Origin of the sequence: Phaeobacter sp. JH20_26 (assembly GCF_048056275.1) — a bacterium.
Taxonomy (GTDB): Bacteria; Pseudomonadota; Alphaproteobacteria; order Rhodobacterales; family Rhodobacteraceae; genus Phaeobacter; species Phaeobacter bryozoorum.
In genome coordinates this window covers 1,351,137-1,369,128 of the sequence record NZ_JAYMWL010000013.1, presented here as the reverse complement: position 1 = coordinate 1,369,128, position 17,992 = coordinate 1,351,137, and the positions used below count along the sequence as shown (strand labels likewise).

20 protein-coding genes are annotated in these 17,992 nt (G+C 63.7%); 18 read left to right on the top strand and 2 right to left on the bottom strand.

Features of this window, described 5'->3' with window-relative positions; genetic code table 11:
* Positions 1–61: 61 nt before the first annotated feature.
* A complete protein-coding gene (locus VWY60_RS12375) occupies positions 62–406 on the top strand; it encodes a hypothetical protein (protein WP_260086218.1) in 345 nt (114 codons plus the stop codon).
* A 206-nt stretch (positions 407–612) separates the two neighbouring features.
* Here the strand turns inward: VWY60_RS12375 and VWY60_RS12370 are convergent, their stop codons facing one another.
* The gene (locus VWY60_RS12370) at positions 613–831 is read right to left on the bottom strand and encodes a DUF1127 domain-containing protein (protein ID WP_340544595.1); all 219 of its coding nucleotides are present in this window, start codon (positions 829–831) and stop codon (positions 613–615) included.
* 361 nt (positions 832–1,192) lie between these two features.
* On the opposite strand from VWY60_RS12370, the gene ruvC reads away from it, so the two are divergent.
* From ruvC to folD, 17 genes are all read left to right on the top strand, one after another.
* A complete protein-coding gene (ruvC, locus tag VWY60_RS12365; RefSeq protein ID WP_340544597.1) occupies positions 1,193–1,690 on the top strand; it encodes a crossover junction endodeoxyribonuclease RuvC in 498 nt (165 codons plus the stop codon).
* Positions 1,687–2,376 (top strand): Holliday junction branch migration protein RuvA, encoded by a 690-nt coding sequence (gene ruvA / locus VWY60_RS12360; RefSeq protein WP_340544598.1) that lies wholly within the window; start codon positions 1,687–1,689, stop codon positions 2,374–2,376. The genes ruvC and ruvA overlap by 4 nt, the downstream gene beginning before the upstream one ends.
* Positions 2,377–2,487: 111 nt before the next feature.
* Entirely contained in the window at positions 2,488–3,519 is a 1,032-nt protein-coding gene (ruvB, locus tag VWY60_RS12355; RefSeq protein ID WP_416540605.1) for a Holliday junction branch migration DNA helicase RuvB, read from the top strand.
* A gap of 307 nt (positions 3,520–3,826) precedes the next feature.
* On the top strand, positions 3,827–4,495 hold the full coding sequence (locus tag VWY60_RS12350) for a hypothetical protein (protein ID WP_416540604.1): 669 nt from the start codon (positions 3,827–3,829) through the stop codon (positions 4,493–4,495).
* Positions 4,496–4,535: 40 nt separating this feature from the next.
* The gene (gene ybgC, locus VWY60_RS12345; RefSeq protein WP_416534703.1) at positions 4,536–4,922 is read left to right on the top strand and encodes a tol-pal system-associated acyl-CoA thioesterase; all 387 of its coding nucleotides are present in this window, start codon (positions 4,536–4,538) and stop codon (positions 4,920–4,922) included.
* A gap of 114 nt (positions 4,923–5,036) precedes the next feature.
* Complete coding sequence (gene tolQ / locus VWY60_RS12340; RefSeq protein ID WP_027247939.1) at positions 5,037–5,732, top strand: protein TolQ; 696 nt, start codon at positions 5,037–5,039, stop codon at positions 5,730–5,732.
* A gap of 3 nt (positions 5,733–5,735) precedes the next feature.
* Entirely contained in the window at positions 5,736–6,224 is a 489-nt protein-coding gene (tolR, locus tag VWY60_RS12335) for a protein TolR (RefSeq protein ID WP_260114293.1), read from the top strand.
* A 13-nt stretch (positions 6,225–6,237) separates the two neighbouring features.
* Entirely contained in the window at positions 6,238–7,389 is a 1,152-nt protein-coding gene (locus VWY60_RS12330; protein WP_416534702.1) for an energy transducer TonB, read from the top strand.
* Positions 7,386–8,726, top strand: a complete 1,341-nt coding sequence (gene tolB / locus VWY60_RS12325; RefSeq protein WP_340544609.1) for a Tol-Pal system beta propeller repeat protein TolB — start codon at positions 7,386–7,388, stop codon at positions 8,724–8,726. The genes VWY60_RS12330 and tolB overlap by 4 nt, the downstream gene beginning before the upstream one ends.
* Positions 8,727–8,847: 121 nt before the next feature.
* Positions 8,848–9,357 (top strand): peptidoglycan-associated lipoprotein Pal, encoded by a 510-nt coding sequence (gene pal, locus VWY60_RS12320; RefSeq protein ID WP_340544610.1) that lies wholly within the window; start codon positions 8,848–8,850, stop codon positions 9,355–9,357.
* Between the two features lie 6 nt (positions 9,358–9,363).
* Positions 9,364–10,209, top strand: coding sequence for a tol-pal system protein YbgF (gene ybgF / locus VWY60_RS12315; protein ID WP_340544611.1), 846 nt, complete (start codon positions 9,364–9,366; stop codon positions 10,207–10,209).
* Positions 10,210–10,262: 53 nt separating this feature from the next.
* Complete coding sequence (gene tilS, locus VWY60_RS12310; RefSeq protein WP_416540802.1) at positions 10,263–11,468, top strand: tRNA lysidine(34) synthetase TilS; 1,206 nt, start codon at positions 10,263–10,265, stop codon at positions 11,466–11,468.
* Between the two features lie 77 nt (positions 11,469–11,545).
* Entirely contained in the window at positions 11,546–13,459 is a 1,914-nt protein-coding gene (gene ftsH / locus VWY60_RS12305) for an ATP-dependent zinc metalloprotease FtsH (protein WP_340544613.1), read from the top strand.
* A 172-nt stretch (positions 13,460–13,631) separates the two neighbouring features.
* Positions 13,632–14,210: an MOSC domain-containing protein gene (locus tag VWY60_RS12300; RefSeq protein ID WP_416540603.1), complete on the top strand. Its 579-nt coding sequence runs from the start codon at positions 13,632–13,634 to the stop codon at positions 14,208–14,210.
* Between the two features lie 211 nt (positions 14,211–14,421).
* A complete protein-coding gene (locus VWY60_RS12295) occupies positions 14,422–16,098 on the top strand; it encodes a formate--tetrahydrofolate ligase (RefSeq protein ID WP_340544615.1) in 1,677 nt (558 codons plus the stop codon).
* A gap of 57 nt (positions 16,099–16,155) precedes the next feature.
* Positions 16,156–16,461 (top strand): chorismate mutase, encoded by a 306-nt coding sequence (locus VWY60_RS12290; protein ID WP_340544616.1) that lies wholly within the window; start codon positions 16,156–16,158, stop codon positions 16,459–16,461.
* 38 nt (positions 16,462–16,499) lie between these two features.
* Entirely contained in the window at positions 16,500–17,402 is a 903-nt protein-coding gene (folD, locus tag VWY60_RS12285; RefSeq protein ID WP_416534698.1) for a bifunctional methylenetetrahydrofolate dehydrogenase/methenyltetrahydrofolate cyclohydrolase FolD, read from the top strand.
* 120 nt (positions 17,403–17,522) lie between these two features.
* On the opposite strand, the gene VWY60_RS12280 is transcribed toward folD, so the two are convergent.
* The gene (locus VWY60_RS12280) at positions 17,523–17,933 is read right to left on the bottom strand and encodes a PaaI family thioesterase (protein WP_340544618.1); all 411 of its coding nucleotides are present in this window, start codon (positions 17,931–17,933) and stop codon (positions 17,523–17,525) included.
* Positions 17,934–17,992: the final 59 nt, after the last annotated feature.

Genomic DNA, 17,992 nt, shown 5'->3' with positions numbered 1-17,992 from the left:
GTCCCATTCCCTACCTAAACATTAATATGTGGATGGTGGGAGCCATTGCAGGGTTTTGGTTATGGGTGAACACAGTAACAATTTCTATGCTCGGCTTGACCGGCTGGAACGCAAACACGGGGCCATGGCGCGCGGCTATACTGCCAAAGTGCGCGCGGATGGGTTGATCGTGGTGGCGCCGCGACGGGTGCAGTCGCGGATCTCCGGCCGATCATTGATCCTGTTTGTCGCGGCGTTTCTGCTGTTCAAGGGCTTCTTGATGGCAGCGCTGGGATTTGGCAGCTACGACTATCGTGTCGACCAGCTGCGGGCGGGAACGGGGCTGGAAAAAGCCGGTGCATTTGTCATGCAGCGGGATCCAGTGTCACAGTTCCTGGCCGAGAAGATCGGACCTGTGCTGCGGTAGAGGGACAGGCTGGCGGGCCATGTGTCGGGCGCTGGGGGGCATCCGACACAATCCGGCCGCGCGGTCATGTCCGACGCAGCAGGGTTACGCCTCGGCATCGGCGTGCAGACCAAAGCAACCAGAAAACGCCGCACTCCATCAGGAGGCGGCGTTTTTCATGTCTCTCGGATGATAGGTTCTGGATGATCCAGACCCACGTGCCAACCTCAGAAGACCGGCTTGCCCTCGGCAACGCGATCGATATCCGCGCGGGACAGGCCGATATCGGCCAGTTCGCGGTCGCTCAACTGACCCAGGGTCTGGCGGGTGGCGCGCGCGTCGTTCCAGTCGATAGCCGCGCCCAGAAGGCCGGTGATCATGGCGCTGAAGCGGCCAAACAGGCTGCTGGTGCCATAGGTGGTGCGGGTGGTGTCAAATGCAGCCATGTCCTCGTCCTTTCGGAGGTTGAATTGAACTCTTCGCCCTGTGGCGATGGACGGCACTTAGTCATCTGCATGACGGCTGACAATCGCTGAAATTGCATGTGTCATATGCGCTTTTTGCATGGCTTATGATCCATAAAAACAAGGGAAAAGGCCGATTTTTTACCTCTTGGAAAGGAATGTCGGTTTCCCCGCCGGAGAGGGTCGTTTTCGGAACAGGATTCACGTGTTTTTGCGCCACAGGTGCCGCGCGGCATCCCCGCAGGGCACATCGCACAGGCCTGTAAAGCAATTGGACATGTTCGCCTTTTGTGCTAATCCTGAGCAAAATCAGACCTCCACACCGGGCAGGGATAGGGCAGACATGCGAATATTGGGCATTGATCCGGGGTTGCGAAACCTCGGTTGGGGGGTGATCGAATCACGCGGCACCCGTCTCAGCCATATCGCCAACGGCGTCTGCACCTCCGATGGCGATGATCTGGGCGAACGGCTGCTGTCGCTCCACAATCAGGTCATCGAGGTGATCGCGGCCTACCGCCCCGATCAGGCCGCCATCGAACAGACCTTCGTGAACAAGGATGGTGCCGGCACGCTGAAACTGGGGCAGGCGCGGGGCGTCGCCCTGATGACGCTGGCGCAGGCCGGTCTTCCGGTGGGTGAATATGCCCCCAACCGGGTGAAGAAAACCGTGGTCGGCGTGGGTCATGCGGCCAAGGAACAGATCCTGCATATGGTGAAACTGCAACTGCCCGGCTGCCTGCCCAAGAATGCCGATGCAGCGGATGCTCTGGCCATTGCCATCTGTCATGCGTTTTATGGGGGCACGCAACAACGCCAGCTGAAGGAGAAGCGCGCGTGATCGGAAAACTCACCGGGCGTCTGGAGTACCGCAGCAGCGATCACGTGCTGATTGATGTGCGCGGCGTCGGCTATATCGTCTATTGCTCCGACCGCACCATGGCCGCGCTGCCGGGCGTCGGCGAGGCGGTCGCGCTCTATACCGATATGGTGGTGCGTGAGGACCTGATGCAGCTCTATGGCTTCCCTTCGCTGGTTGAAAAGGAATGGCATCGCCTGCTGACCTCGGTGCAGGGGGTGGGGGCGAAAGTCTCGCTGGCCATTCTCGGCGCGCTTGGCCCCGATGGGGTCAGCCGCGCGATCGCGCTGGGGGATTGGGCGGCGGTGAAGGCCGCCAAAGGGGTCGGCCCCAAGACCGCGCAGCGCATTGTGCTGGATCTCAAAGACAAGGCGCCGGGTGTCATGGCGATGGGTGGCACCGTCGTCGACGCCATGGATGGGCCGGGGCTGGATGTGGTCGAACCCGCCGAGCCGGTGAGCACGGCCAAGAAACCCCGCAAAGCGCCACCCAAGGCCCCCTCCGGTGCCGCAGCTGCTTCTGCGGGGGCGCTCTCTGCGCTTGGCAATCTGGGCTATGGTCCCTCCGATGCCGCCGCCGCCGTGGCCGAGGCGGCCGCCACCTATCCAGACGCCAATGAGGCCGAGCTGATCCGCGCCGCCCTGCGGCTGCTGGCACCGAAAGGCTGATGGTGTGAGAGTATTGAAAAAAATAGGACAGTGCCCGTCTGCGGGCGGACGGGCATTGTCCGGCCTGCCGACCGGAGTAGGGTTTAAAGAAACCAGATTGGAGTCATCAGAATGATTGACGCCGATCCCACCCTGCGTCCCGCGCCCCTGCCCGAAGACAGCGCCGCCGAAAACGACCGCGCCCTGCGCCCGCAGGGGCTGGGCGAATTCATCGGTCAGGCCGAAGCCCGCGCCAATCTGCGTGTGTTTATCGAAAGTGCGCGCCGCCGCGGCGAGGCGATGGACCACACGCTGTTTCATGGCCCCCCCGGTTTGGGCAAGACCACCCTGGCGCAGATCGTCGCCCGCGAACTGGGCGTAAACTTCCGCATGACCTCCGGGCCGGTTCTGGCCAAGGCGGGCGATCTGGCAGCGATCCTGACCAATCTGGAATCCCGCGACGTGCTGTTCATCGACGAGATCCACCGTCTGAACCCGGCGGTGGAAGAGGTGCTCTACCCCGCGATGGAGGATTTCGAGCTGGATCTGGTGATCGGCGAAGGCCCGGCGGCGCGCACCGTGCGGATCGAGCTCCAGCCCTTTACCCTGGTTGGCGCCACCACCCGCATGGGCCTGTTGACCACGCCACTCAGGGACCGGTTTGGCATTCCAACCCGGTTGCAATTCTACACCATCGACGAGCTCTTTGAGATCGTCAGTCGCAACGCCCGCAAGCTGGGCGCCCCTGCGGATGACGACGGCGCCCGTGAGATCGCGCGGCGCGCCCGCGGCACCCCCAGGATCGCCGGCCGGCTCCTGCGCCGCGTCGTGGACTTCGCGGTTGTCGAGGGCGATGGCACCATCACCCGGGATCTGGCCGATGGCGCGCTGACGCGGCTGGGGGTGGATCAGCTGGGGCTGGATGGCGCCGATCGCCGCTATCTGCGGATGATTGCCGAGAATTATGGCGGTGGTCCGGTCGGGATCGAGACCATGTCGGCGGCCCTGAGCGAAAGCCGTGATGCGCTGGAGGAGGTGATCGAGCCCTATCTGTTGCAGCAGGGTCTGATCCAGCGCACGCCGCGCGGGCGGATGCTGGCGCATAAGGCCTGGACCCACCTTGGGCTGACGCCGCCACGGGGGCAGGGCGACCTGTTGCTATAGCGGCTCATCTGCCGCGCAGGCGCGTCAGTGCTGTCGCGGATTGGCGTCAAAACAGTCTGAAAGTGTTAAAATGGGTTTGAAGAATTGGACTCAATTTTAGCGTATGTTTCGCGTGCGAAACATTTGGTCACGCCTGCTGACCTAAGTGACAAGGCCTGAATGAAGCGCCGCGCCAGACGCGGCGCTGCCTCCGGCGGGGATATTGTGGGCCAGAAGATGCACAGTGATACCCGGTCGCAACCCTTGCCGTTGATCCCGCGAGCGGGCATTAAGCCCATTCAAGACCGAAGTCCGACTAGAGAGCCGCATGATGACCCCAGCCGAGATCGAAGCCTTGTTTACCCGTGCCGATGGCTCTTATGCCTTTGCCCGTTGGGGGCGGCCGATTGCGCCGATCGTCTTTGGCGTGGAGGACTGCACGCTGGCGACCGTCAAGGGGGCGATCGAGGCGGTGGTGACCCTTGCCGGGCATCAGATGGCGGAGACCGATCCCGAGCTGGGCTCCAACCTGATGGTGTTTTTCTTTCGCGACTGGGACGAGCTGATGGGGGTGCCGGATCTGGACCGGCTGATCCCGGGGCTTGATCCGCTGCTTGAGCGGCTGAAGGCGGCGGATGCCAGCCAGTACCGCGCCTTCCGCTTTGACGATCAGGGGGCCATTCAGGCCTGTTTCGTTTTTCTGCGCATGGGCGGCGCGATGGCAAAGCTGCCTGCCGAAACGCTCGCCCTGACGCAGGCCGTGCAGGCGATCCTGATGTGGGGCGACAGCGCTTTTGCCAAGACCTCGCCGCTGGCGGTGCTGCCGGAGACGGGCGCCACCATTCTGCGCCCGGATATCGCCGGGGTGATTGCGGCGGCCTATGATCGGATGATGCCGCTTGCGGCATCCGACAGCGCCCATGCGCTGCGGCTCTTTGCCCGGCTGCAGGCACCGATTGAGCCCTCGGCCGACGCCTCTGGTCAGGCCAGCCACTGAGCCGCGCGCCAGCGCAAAACGGGGCAGGAGGCCCGGCAGAATGATCCATCGCTTTCCGGTTCGGGTATATTACGAAGACACCGACATGGGCGGGATTGTCTATCACGCCAATTACCTGCGGTTTATCGAACGGGCGCGCAGCGACTGGGTGCGCAACCTTGGCAATGATCAGAACGCCATGCGCGAGGCGGGGCTGATCTGGGTGGTGCGGCGGATCGAGGCGGATTACCTCGCCCCTGCCAAATTCGACGAAGAGCTGCAGATCGAGACCGAGGTGCAGAAGGTCACCCCTGCGCGGCTCACCATGTCGCAGCGGGTGTTTCGCGGCGAGACGGAGCTGTTTCGCGCCATCGTTACCGTGGTTTGCGTCAATGCCGGGACCGGCGCGCCGATCCGCCTGCCGGCAGAGATTCGCGCATTGCTGTAACAATTCCTGCTGTCACGGCTGTTTCATTGGCTTTTGACCTTGAACTGCGATAGCCTTTTGCCAAATGAAAGCCGGAAAACGGCTGGAAAACGGCCAAAAACATAGAGCAGGTCCATGGAAGCAGAAACTCTGGCGTTGGCGCAGGAGATTGATTTCTCCATGTGGGGGCTATTCGCGCGGGCGACCCTGACGGTCAAATTGGTGATGCTGATGCTGGTTGTCGCCTCCGTTTGGTCCTGGGCGATCATCCTGCAGAAACTGATCAACTATCGTCTGGCCCGTCGGGAGGCGGCGGAGTTCGACCGTGCCTTCTGGTCCGGTGAGCCGCTGGATGGTCTGTTTGACCAGATCGGCCCGCAGCCCAAGGGGCAGTCGCAGCGGATCTTTGCCGCCGGGATGACCGAATGGCGGCGCAGTCATCGCACCGACGGGGCGCTGATTGCGGGTGCGCAGGCACGGATCGAGCGGTCGATGGATGTGGCGATCGCCAAGGAAAGCGAACATGTGCAGAGTGGTCTGTCGATCCTGGCCACTGTTGGGTCCACCGCACCGTTTGTCGGGCTGTTCGGCACCGTCTGGGGCATCATGACTGCCTTTATCGAGATTGCGGAACAGCAGAACACCAACCTCGCCGTTGTGGCGCCGGGCATTGCCGAGGCGCTGATGGCGACGGGTCTGGGGCTGCTGGCTGCGATCCCTGCGGTGATTTTCTACAACAAGCTGAGCGCGGACAGCGACCGGATCATCGGCAGCTACGAAGCCTTTGCCGATGAGTTTTCCACCATCCTCAGCCGCCAGCTGGATTCCTGATCCATGGGCGCCTCGGTTCAACCCAATGCCGCCAACGGGCGCCGCCGGGGACGGCGGCGCAGCCGTGCGCGGCCGATGGCGGAAATCAACGTCACGCCCTTTGTCGATGTGATGCTGGTGCTGCTGATCATCTTTATGGTGGCGGCCCCGCTGATGACGGTGGGCGTTCCGGTGGAGCTGCCAAAGACCGCCGCAGGCGCGCTGCCCGGCGATGAGGAAGAGCCGCTGACCGTGACCATGACCGCCAGCGGCGAGATCCAGATCCAGACCACTGCCGTGGCCCCGGATGAGCTGATCGCCAAACTGCGCGCTATCGCGGCGGAGCGGACCTCCGATCAGGTGTTTCTGCGTGCGGATGGGGCTATCCCCTATGAGGCGGTGATGCAGGTGATGGGGGCGCTGAATGCCGGTGGGTTTTCCAGCGTTGGTCTGGTGACCGATGTGGGTGGTCCAACCCTTGATGGGCGGGCTGTCGAAGACAGCGGGCAATAGGCGGGGCACGGGTGTGCAGACCGGAACCAAGATCTCTGTTGCAGGCCATGCGCTGCTGGCGGGCTGGGTCGTTTTCGGCGCCTGGTTCCCGTCCGAGCCGCTGCCGATGGCGGTGCAGGATGTGTCGATCATCTCGACCGAGGAATTCGCCCGGCTGAGCCAGCAGCGCGCCGCGCCAGTGGTGGCCGATACCGCCGGCGATCTGACCCAGCCCGAGCCGGAACCCGCACCGCAGGTCACGCCACCGCCGGCGCCGGAGCCCGAACCGCAGATCAGCCAGCCTGAGCCGGTGACCCCGCCCGAGCCTGACACCGAACTGGCCGAGCGCCCTGAGCCGCAGCCGGTTGAGCCGACACCGCCGGTGGCCGCGCCCGCGCCGCCCGACGTGCCGGACACGACCACGGTGACACCGCAGCTGGCCGAGCGCCCGCAGCTGCGCCCGCTGGACCGCGTCGCCCCGACCCCGGTGGCACCACCGGAGCCGGACACCCGGATTGATGATGTGGCCCAGCCAGAGGTCTCCGATGAGGTTGGTTCCGAGCCTGCCCAGGAGTCCCAGCAGGCCACGGCAGAGGCGGCGGCCAACGACCGGATCGTGACCGAGGAGGTCGAGGCGCAGACCGAACAGGTGGCCAGCGCTGCACCTGCGCAGTCACTGCGGCCCCGGACCCGGCCAGCGCGGCCGACGCGGCCGGAGCCTGTCGCACAGCCCGAACCGGAACCTGCCACGACTGAGCCGGCCGAGCCTGACCCCGTGCCGGATCGCTCTGATGCGGTGGAGGATGCGCTGGCCGCTGCCCTTGCCGGTGGTGGTGAGGTGGCAGCGCCGGAACCCTCAGGCCCGCCGCTGACCAGTGGCGAAAAGGATGCGCTGCGGGTGGCCGTGCAGCAATGCTGGAACGTCGGCTCGCTGTCATCGGAGGCGCTGCGCACCACCGTGGTGGTCTCGGTCGCGCTGACACCGGACGGCCGGCCCGAGGAGGGCAGTATTCGGATGCTCTCCAGCACCGGCGGATCGGGGGCTGCGGCCAATCAGGCCTTTGGCGCGGCGCGGCGGGCGATTCTGCGCTGCGGTGCGCGTGGTTTCCAACTTCCGTCTGACAAATATGCGCAATGGCGTAATATCGAAATGACCTTCAATCCCGAAAGGATGCGGATCAAATGAGGACATATCTGGCAACGCTCGTGATGGGCGCGACCCTGCTGGGGGCGGCGGTGATGGCACCGGTTTTGCCTGCGCAGGCACAGGATGGCCCGCTGAGGATCGAAATCACCGACGGGGTGATCGAACCCTTGCCCTATGCGGTGCCCGGCTTTGTGCCGGAAACCCCTGCCGCCGCCGAACTGGCGCGTGAGATTTCGCGGGTGATTGCCGCGGATCTGAGCGGCACCGGCCTGTTTCGTGAAGTCCCGGCCTCGGCCCATATCGCCAAAGTCACCGATTTCGATGCGGCGATCGGCTATGCCGACTGGAAAGCGGTGAATGCACAGGCGCTGATCACCGGCGCTCTCAGCGTGAATGGCAACCGGCTGACGGTGCGGTTCCGGGGCTATGACGTCTTTGCCGAAAAGGAGCTGGGCACCGGTCTGCAGTTTTCCGGCACCACCGACGGTTGGCGGCGTATGGCCCATAAGGTGGCGGATGTGATCTACAGCCGCATCACCGGCGAAAGCGGCTATTTCGACAGCCGGGTGGTGTTTGTTTCCGAAAGCGGGCCAAAGGACGACCGGCGCAAGCGGCTGGCGGTGATGGATTACGATGGCGCCAATGTGCAATATCTGACCAACAGCGCCTCCATCGTGCTGGCGCCGCGGTTCTCACCCACCGGCGACCGGGTGCTCTACACCAGCTACGAGAGCGGCTTTCCGCAGATCCATGTGCTGGATGTGGGCAGCGTGCAGCGTCGGGTGCTGTCGGCGGACAATGGCATCATGAGCTTTGCGCCGCGCTTTGCGCCGGATGGGCGCACCGTGGTCTACTCGCAGTCGCAGGGCGGCAATACCGATATCTTCACCATGGATATCGACACCGGCACCCGGACCCGGCTGACCAGCGCGCCGTCGATCGAAACCGCCCCGTCGTTTTCCCCCGATGGCAGCCAGATCGTCTTTGAAAGCGACCGTTCCGGCGCGCCTCAGCTCTATGTGATGGCGGCAACCGGCGGCGAGGCCCGGCGGATCAGTTTTGGCGCGGGGCGCTACGGCACTCCGGTGTGGTCGCCGCGCGGTGACATGATCGCCTTTACCAAGCAGAACAAGGGCCGGTTCCATATCGGCGTGATGCGGACCGATGGCAGCGAGGAACGCCTGCTGACGGCCTCCTTCCTAGATGAGGGGCCGACCTGGTCCCCGAATGGCCGGGTGATCATGTTCACCCGTGAAACCCAAGGGGCCAGTGGCCGGGCGCTGCTTTATTCGGTGGATGTATCGGGGCGCAACCTGAAACCGGTCCGCACCCCCGATGGCGCGTCGGATCCGGCGTGGTCGCCCTTGCAGAACTGAAGTGTCGCGCGCCTGCCATAATGGTCCGGCGCGCGCCCTGTTAACAAAGACCAAAGTGGCAGCGGCATCGGGCCTGTGGTAAATCTGGTGCAACAATTGGAAATGGGACGAGGCGGATATCATGAGCGGTTTGACAAAAGCAGTGCTGGTGGCAGCGGCGTTGGGGCTGAGCGCCTGTACGGGCAACCCCTGGGATGATGCAGCCGGGGCCGGTGGGCCTGGTGCAGGGGCCGGGGCGGGCGCTGCGGGGCAGCTGGATCCCAGCAGCCCGGCCTACTTCCAGCAGACGGTCGGCGACCGGGTGCTGTTTGCGGTTGACCAATCGACCCTGTCACCTGCCGCCCAGAGCGTTCTGCAGGGGCAGGCGCGCTGGCTGACGGCCAACCCGGATTATGTGGTCACAATCGAAGGCCACGCCGATGAGCAGGGCACCCGCGAATATAACCTTGCACTGGGTGCGCGCCGGGCCAATGCTGCCCGCGAATACCTGATTTCCCAGGGGGTTGCGGGCGGTCGTCTGCAGGTTGTCAGCTTTGGCAAGGAGCGCCCGCTGGAGATCTGCTCGAACGAGGCCTGCTACACCAAGAACCGTCGCGCGGTCACCGTGCTGGCGGGTGGCCTGACGGGGTAAGTGACCATGCGACTGCGTCCTCTTGCGATTGCCGCCCTTGCGCTGACCCTGGCTGTGCCGCCGCTTGCCGTCCGGGCGCAGGATCAACAGACCCTTGCCGATATCCGGCAGGAACTCACCGTGCTGCACGTCGAAATCCAGCGGCTGAAGCGGGAAATGTCGACCACCGGCAGCCCGCAGACCAATGTCGCGGGCGACAGTGTGCTGGACCGCGTCAGCGCCATCGAGGCGGAGCTGCAGCGGCTGACCGCGCAGACCGAACAGCTCTCCTACCGGGTCGATCAGGTGGTGCAGGATGGCACCAACCGGATTGGTGACCTGGAGTTCCGTCTGGTGGAACTGGAAGGCGGCGATGTCTCGAAACTGGGGGAAACCAGCACGCTGGGCGGCGGTGAGCTGCCCGCAGCCGGGGCACCTGCGCTGCCCGCCACGCCGCCGGGCACTTCGGTCGATACGACGTCGGAGCTGGCGGTGGGCGAGCAGACGGATTTCGACGCCGCCAAGGCCGCGCTGGACAGCGGCGCCTATCAGGAGGCTGCGGAGAAATTCGCGGCCTTCACCCTGGCTTATCCCGGCAGCCCGCTGGCCGCAGCGGTGGAATACAACCGCGGCAAGGCGCTGGACGGGCTGGGTGACACCCGCGAGGCCGCGCGGGCCTATCTGGCGTCATTCTCCGGCAACTCCTCAGGAGAGACCGCGCCGAAGGCATTGTACGAACTGGGCGCGGCACTGGGGCGGCTGGGTCAGACCAGCCAGGCCTGCGTGACCCTGGCAGAGGTCGGCAGCCGCTTTCCCGGTGCAGCCGAAACCGCCGCAGCGGAGGCGGAACGCGCAAAACTGGCCTGCAATTGACGCGCAGGGACCGGGATATCCTCGCCATTGTGCAGGAGCAGTTCCGGTCTGCCTTGCCCGAACGGCTGGGCGTTGCGGTGTCAGGCGGCGGCGACTCGATGGCGCTGATGTATGCGCTGCATGAGTGTTTTGCCGATCTGGGCGTGGAAATCTGTGTCGCAACTGTTGATCACGGGCTGCGCGCGAGCTCGGGCGAGGAGGCGCAGATGGTGGCGGATGTGGCTGCCAAACTGGGTCTGGCGCATGATATCCTGCAATGGGTTGACCGGCCTTCTGCGCAGCAGGCGGGCAATCTTCAGGAGCAGGCCCGCAACGCGCGCTATACGCTGCTGACCGCATGGGCGCAGTTGAATGACATCCCGGTGGTTGCATTGGGGCATACGGCCGATGATCAGGCCGAAACGCTGCTGATGCGGCTGGGGCGGTCGTCGGGGGTGTCCGGTCTGGCTGCGATGCCGCGCAGCCGCGCGATCGAGGGGATCACCCTGCTGCGGCCGCTTCTGGAGGTGACGCGCGAAGAGCTGCGCGGCTACCTGCGGGAGCGGGGAGGGCAATGGGTTGAGGACCCCAGCAACGAGGATCTGCGTTTCGAGCGGGTGCGGGTGCGTCGGGCGATGGATGCGCTGGCGCCGCTGGGGCTGACCGTGCAGCGGCTGGCCGCCGTTGCCCGCAATATGGGCGCCGCCCGCGAAGCCCTGGACTGGTATACGTTCCTGGCCGCCCGCGACATGGCCGAGGTGCGCGATGGCGCGATTGTCATCGACCAGCGCCAGTTTCGTACGCTGCCGGACGAAATTGCCCACCGGCTGCTGGTGCGATCCGTGCAATGGGTCAGCGGGGCGGTGCATCCGCCACGGCGTGAGCCGATGGTGCAGGCCCGCGAGGCAGTGCGTCGTGGCGGATCCTTCACATTGGGGGGCTGCCGGATGATCACCCGCAAACAGCGCACATGGGTCTGCCGCGAATATAACCCGGTGGCCGATGAGATGACCCGGCCCGGTCGGCTCTGGGACGGGCGCTGGCGGGTTTTTGGCGGCGAGGTGAAGGACCATGAGGTGCGCGCCCTGGGCTCTGACGGCCTGCAGCACTGTCCCGACTGGCGCAGTGCCGAGGTTCCGGGCGAGGTGCTTCATGCCACGCCGGCCGTGTGGCGGGGGGATGAGCTGGTTGCCGCCCCATTGGCAGGATTTGGCAACGGATGGTCCGCAGAACTGGTTCAGAACAGCGAAGAGTTCTTCACAGCTCTTTTATCGCATTGAACCTCACTGAAGTATCCCTATTTTAGAGGCAACGAAGGCGGCCTGCCAGGTGCGCCTCGCATTTTGGGAGACTTTCCTTGGGCAACGTACGCAATATCGCCTTTTGGGTTGTTCTGTTTGTGCTCGTCTTGGCGCTGTTCAACTTGTTCAGTGGTTCGGGCAGCACGATGCAGAGCCGAGAGAAGACTTTTTCTGATTTTGTCAGCGCGGTTGAAAACGGCAATGTCAGCACCGTGACGCTGGATGGTGAACAGGTTCGCTATACCACGTCGGACGGGCAGAATTTCATGACCATCAAACCCGGCGATGCCGAGGTGACCGCCCTGTTGATCGACAACAACATTCCGGTCCGCGCCGAGAAGCAGCAGCAGTCCGGGTTCCAGTCGTTCCTGCTGACCCTGCTGCCCTTCCTGCTGCTGATCGGTGTCTGGATCTATTTCATGAACCGGATGCAGGGCGGCGGCAAAGGCGGCGCCATGGGCTTTGGCAAGTCGAAGGCGAAGATGCTGACCGAGAAGCATGGCCGCGTCACCTTTGACGACGTGGCTGGCATCGACGAGGCCAAGGAAGAGCTGGAAGAGATCGTCGAATTCCTGCGCAACCCGCAGAAGTTCTCGCGCCTCGGCGGCAAGATCCCCAAAGGCGCCCTGCTGGTGGGCCCTCCGGGTACCGGTAAGACGCTGCTGGCGCGTGCGATTGCAGGCGAGGCGGGCGTGCCGTTCTTCACCATCTCCGGTTCCGATTTTGTCGAGATGTTTGTCGGCGTCGGTGCCTCCCGCGTGCGCGACATGTTCGAACAGGCGAAGAAAAACGCGCCCTGTATCGTGTTCATCGACGAAATCGACGCCGTCGGTCGCCATCGTGGCGCCGGCTATGGCGGCGGCAATGATGAGCGTGAACAGACGCTGAACCAGCTCTTGGTGGAGATGGACGGTTTTGAGGCCAATGAAGGCGTCATCATTCTGGCCGCCACCAACCGCAAGGACGTGCTGGACCCGGCGCTGCTGCGTCCGGGCCGTTTTGACCGGAACGTGACCGTCGGCAACCCCGACATCAAGGGCCGCGAAAAGATCCTGGGCGTTCATGCCCGCAAGACGCCGCTTGGCCCTGACGTTGATCTGCGCATCATCGCGCGTGGTACGCCGGGGTTCTCCGGTGCGGATCTGGCCAACCTCGTCAATGAGGCCGCATTGATGGCCGCCCGTGTTGGCCGCCGTTTTGTCACCATGGAAGATTTCGAATCGGCCAAGGACAAGGTGATGATGGGGGCTGAGCGCCGCTCGATGGTGCTGACCCAGGACCAGAAGGAAAAGACTGCCTACCACGAGGCCGGTCACGCGGTTGTCGGCATGGCGCTGCCGCTGTGCGATCCGGTCTATAAGGCGACGATCATTCCGCGCGGTGGTGCGCTGGGTATGGTTGTGTCGCTGCCGGAAATGGACCGTCTGAATTATCACCGTGACGAATGTCAGCAGAAGCTGGCGATGACCATGGCGGGCAAGGCGGCGGAAGTCATCAAATACGGCGAAGATCATGTCTCCAACGGTCCGGCCGGCGACATCCAGCAGGCCAGCCAGCTGGCGCGTGCCATGGTGCTGCGCTGGGGCATGTCGGACAAGGTCGGCAACATCGACTATGCCGAAGCGCACGAAGGCTATTCCGGCAATACGGCGGGCTTCTCGGTCTCTGCCAACACCAAGGAGCTGATCGAGGATGAGGTGAAGCGCTTTATCCAGCAGGGCTATGAACAGGCGTTGCAGATCCTCAAGGACAAGAATGAGGAATGGGAACGTCTGGCGCAGGGGCTGCTGGAATTTGAAACCCTCACCGGTGACGAGATCAAACGCGTTATGAATGGCGAGCCGCCGCAGGCAGGCGAGGACGAGGATGATGACACCGATACCGGCAGCGCCTCGGTCACCGCGATCCCCAAGGCCAAGCCGAAGAAGCCTGCGTCGGATGATGGCATGGCACCGGAACCGTCGTCCTGACGGCGCGGCGCTGAACACCGTGTAATATCAGACCCGGTCACCCTGGCGGTGGCCGGGTTTTTTGATGACTGAACTGCGCGCGAAAAGCCGAGCGGCGGGGCTGGCCAGAACGGGACGCTGCCCCTATGGTGGCGGAAATTCCTGAATGAAATGAGCCTGATGGAGATGCCCCATGCCAGTGATGCGCGAAACGGAGTTTCAGGGAGAAGTGACCTGGATCGGCTATGTTCCGGCTGCCACCGGTGGGCTGCGGTCCGAGCCGCGGGACGCGCTGACGCTGGGGTTTGACGGCATCGAAGGCGAGCGCCACGCGGGCGCCTTGCGCGCCTCCTGTGTGCGGGTGCGCAATCTGCATCCCGAGGGCACGGAAATCCGCAACCTGCGCCAGATCAGCATCCTGTCGGAGGAAGAGCTGGCGTTGATCGCCGCTGATATGGGGATGGAGCGGATTGATCCCGTCCACCTTGGCGCGACGCTGGTGCTGCGCGGTATTCCCGACCTTAGCCATCTGCCACCCTCCAGCCGCTTGCAGGGGCCGGATGGGGTGACGCTGACAATCGATCTTGAGAACCGGCCCTGCATTTTCCCGGCCAAGGAGATCGAGAAGGACCACGCGGGCTTTGGTCCGAAGTTCAAGCCGGCAGCCACCGGCAGGCGCGGTGTGGTGGCCTGGGTCGAGCGGCCCGGAGTGCTGAGGCAGGGCGAAAGCCTGCGCCTGTTTGTGCCGGACCAGCCTGCCTGGGCACCCTGAGTCGGGGCATGTCTGCGCCGCTGGTTGCCGATAGGCGTTGACGCGGCACGATTGGCAATCTTTGGATGCCCTAGGGGGAGCGAACGCCGTTTCAATGCCTGATCATGTCGGAAATCACGCGCATGGAATGTCGCAGAAGGGCTAAGTCTTGCGGGAAACCGGCACGGCTGTGCCCATGTAACTCGCGACATCACAATTCAGGAAACCGGCCATGAGCTACAAGAGTGACATCGAAATCGCCCGCGAGGCGCAGAAGCGTCCGATCCAGGAAATTGGCGCCAAGATCGGCATCTCCAGCGATGATCTGCTGCCCTACGGCCACGACAAGGCCAAGGTGAGCCAGGACTTCATCAATTCGGTTCAGGGCAAGGAAGACGGCAAGCTGATCCTGGTGACCGCGATCAACCCGACGCCTGCGGGCGAAGGCAAGACCACCACCACGGTTGGTCTGGGTGACGGTCTGAACCGCATCGGCAAGAACGCGATGATCTGTATCCGCGAGGCCTCGCTGGGCCCGAACTTCGGTATGAAGGGCGGCGCCGCAGGTGGCGGTTACGCGCAGGTTGTTCCGATGGAGGAGATGAACCTCCACTTCACCGGTGACTTCCACGCCATCACCTCGGCCCACTCGCTGCTGTCGGCGATGATCGACAACCACATCTACTGGGGCAATGAGTGCGATATCGACATCCGCCGTGTTGCATGGCGTCGTGTGGTCGATATGAACGACCGCGCCCTGCGCCAGATCACCGCCTCCCTTGGTGGCGTCTCCAACGGCTTCCCGCGCGAAACCGGTTTTGACATCACCGTGGCCTCCGAAGTCATGGCGATCCTCTGCCTCGCCAACGACCTGAAGGACCTGGAAAAGCGTCTGGGCGACATCATCGTGGCCTACCGCCGCGACAAGACCCCGGTTTACTGCCGCGACATCAAGGCAGAAGGCGCGATGACCGTTCTGCTGAAAGACGCGATGCAGCCGAACCTGGTGCAGACCCTGGAAAACAATCCGGCGTTTGTCCACGGTGGTCCCTTCGCGAATATCGCCCACGGCTGTAACTCGGTGATCGCAACCAAGACCGCGCTGAAAGTGGCTGACTATGTTGTCACCGAAGCAGGCTTTGGTGCGGATCTTGGCGCTGAGAAGTTCATGAACATCAAATGCCGCAAGGCAGGCATCGCACCCTCGGCTGTGGTGCTGGTTGCGACCGTGCGCGCGATGAAGATGAACGGTGGCGTGGCCAAGGCTGACCTCGGCGCCGAAAACGTCGAAGCGGTCAACAAGGGCTGTGCCAACCTCGGCCGTCATATCGAGAACGTCAAATCCTTTGGCGTGCCGGTGGTGGTTGCGATCAACCACTTTGTCACCGACACCGAGACCGAAGTGCAGGCGGTCAAGGATTACTGCGCCACCCATGGCGTCGAAGCGGTGCTGTCGCGCCACTGGGAGCTGGGCTCCGAAGGCTCCGCCGATCTGGCCCATAAAGTGGTTGAGCTGGCCGACTCCGGCAAGGCCAACTTCTCGCCGATCTACCCCGACGAGATGCCGCTGTTCGAGAAGATCGAAACCATCGCCAAGCGCATCTACCGCGCCGACGAGGTGCTGGCCGATCAGAAGATCCGCAACCAGCTGAAGGAATGGGAAGCGGCTGGCTATGGCAACCTGCCGGTCTGCATGGCGAAAACGCAGTATTCCTTCTCCACCGATCCGAACCTGCGCGGCGCGCCGACCGGCCATTCGGTTCCCGTGCGCGAAGTTCGCCTGTCGGCGGGGGCCGGTTTCATCGTCGTGGTCTGCGGCGAGATCATGACCATGCCGGGTCTGCCCCGCAAACCGGCATCGGAAACGATCCGCCTGAATGACGCAGGCCAGATCGAAGGCTTGTTCTAAGGCCTGAAATAGGCAATCTGCGGCCCGAGGATCCCCTCGGGCCGCAGGAGTTTAAAGATGAGCGAACGACACCCGCCGCAGGACTGTGCCGACATGCCGGCGCTGCGGCAGCAGATCGACAGGCTGGACCGGGAGCTGATTGCCCTGTTGGCCGAGCGGGCGGGCTATATCGACCGTGCGATCGAGCTGAAGGCGGCCAATAACTGGCCCGCGCGCATACCGGCCCGTGTCGAAGAAGTGGTCGGGAATGCCCGGATGACGGCCAGCACGGCAGGGCTTGATCCCGATCTGGTCGAGCGCCTGTGGCGCCAGCTTGTGGAATGGTCGATAGCCCGCGAGGCACAGATCATTCGCGAGGAGTAACGCGGCCCGGAGCGGCGCGCAGCAAGAGGACAGAAGCAATGGCAGCGAATATCATCGACGGCAAGGCCTTTGCCGCCACCGTACGCGAGAAGGTGGCAGGCCACGTGGCCCGGTTGAAGGAAGAGCATGACATCACCCCCGGTCTGGCGGTGGTTCTGGTGGGTGAAGATCCGGCAAGCCAGGTCTATGTGCGCTCCAAGGGCAAGCAGACCGTTGAAGCGGGCATGAACTCCTTTGAGCACAAGCTGGAGGCCGACACCTCCGAAGAGGACCTGCTGGCGGTGGTCGATCAGCTGAACAAGGATCCCTCGGTGCATGGCATCCTCGTGCAGCTGCCGCTGCCGGGTCATTTGAACGAAGACCTGATCATCAACTCCATCGCGCCAGAAAAGGACGTGGACGGGTTCCACATTTCCAACGTGGGCCTGCTGGGCACCGGTCAGAAAAGCATGGTGCCCTGCACGCCGCTTGGCTGTCTGATGATGCTGCGCGACTATCATGGCTCGCTGTCGGGCATGGACGCGGTTGTCATTGGCCGCTCCAATATCGTTGGCAAGCCGATGGCGCAGCTGTTGCTGGGCGACAGCTGCACCGTGACCATCGCACATAGCCGCACCAAGGATCTGCCGGATGTTGTCCGCCGCGCCGATATTGTTGTCGCTGCTGTGGGCCGTCCTGAAATGGTGCCTGGCGACTGGATCAAGGAAGGCGCCACCGTGATCGACGTGGGCATCAACCGGATCGACGCACCGGAAAAAGGCGAGGGCAAGACCCGTCTGGTGGGCGATGTGCATTTTGAGAGTGCGGCCGCGCGCGCCGGCGCAATCACCCCGGTGCCCGGTGGCGTCGGCCCGATGACCATCGCCTGCCTGCTGGCCAATACCGTGACCGCCTGCTGCCGCGCCAATGGTCTGGCGGAGCCGGAAGGGTTGACCGCCTGATCAGAACCGACCTGCTATCTGCGGATGGCTGAGATCTGCTGCTCCCGTCGGATGCCTCCGGCGGGAGTATTTTTTGGAAAAGTGACAGGTGGGAAAAACCCGCGGATCAGGGCGCGCGGATCAGGCCGCGACTGGCACCATGGTGCCCTGCAACAGGGCGATCAGTTTTTCCTCCTCTCCGGTGATGGCGTGGACCTCGGCGGTGACAATGATCAGACGGCGGCCGGGTTTGATGACCTGGCCCGTGGCGCGCAGCATATCGCCTGCACCCGGTGCGAGAAGATTGATCTTCATCTCGGCGGTCATCACCTCGCTGTCCTCGGGCATCAGGGTCAGAGCGGCATAGCCTGCGGCACTGTCTCCGATGGCAAAGCTGAGCGCCGCATGGGCGACGCCGTGCTGCTGGCGGCTGCCCGGCAGGATGGGCGCGGAGATGGTGACGGTGCCGGTGCCGACGCTGGCAACCTCGGCACCCAATGTCTGCATCATGCTCTGTCTGGCAAAGCTGTCGCGGATGCGCTGTTCGATCATGGCTGTCCCTTTCGCATGTGCAGCCAGCATAGACCGCGCGTGCTGCGATGGGGAGGTGA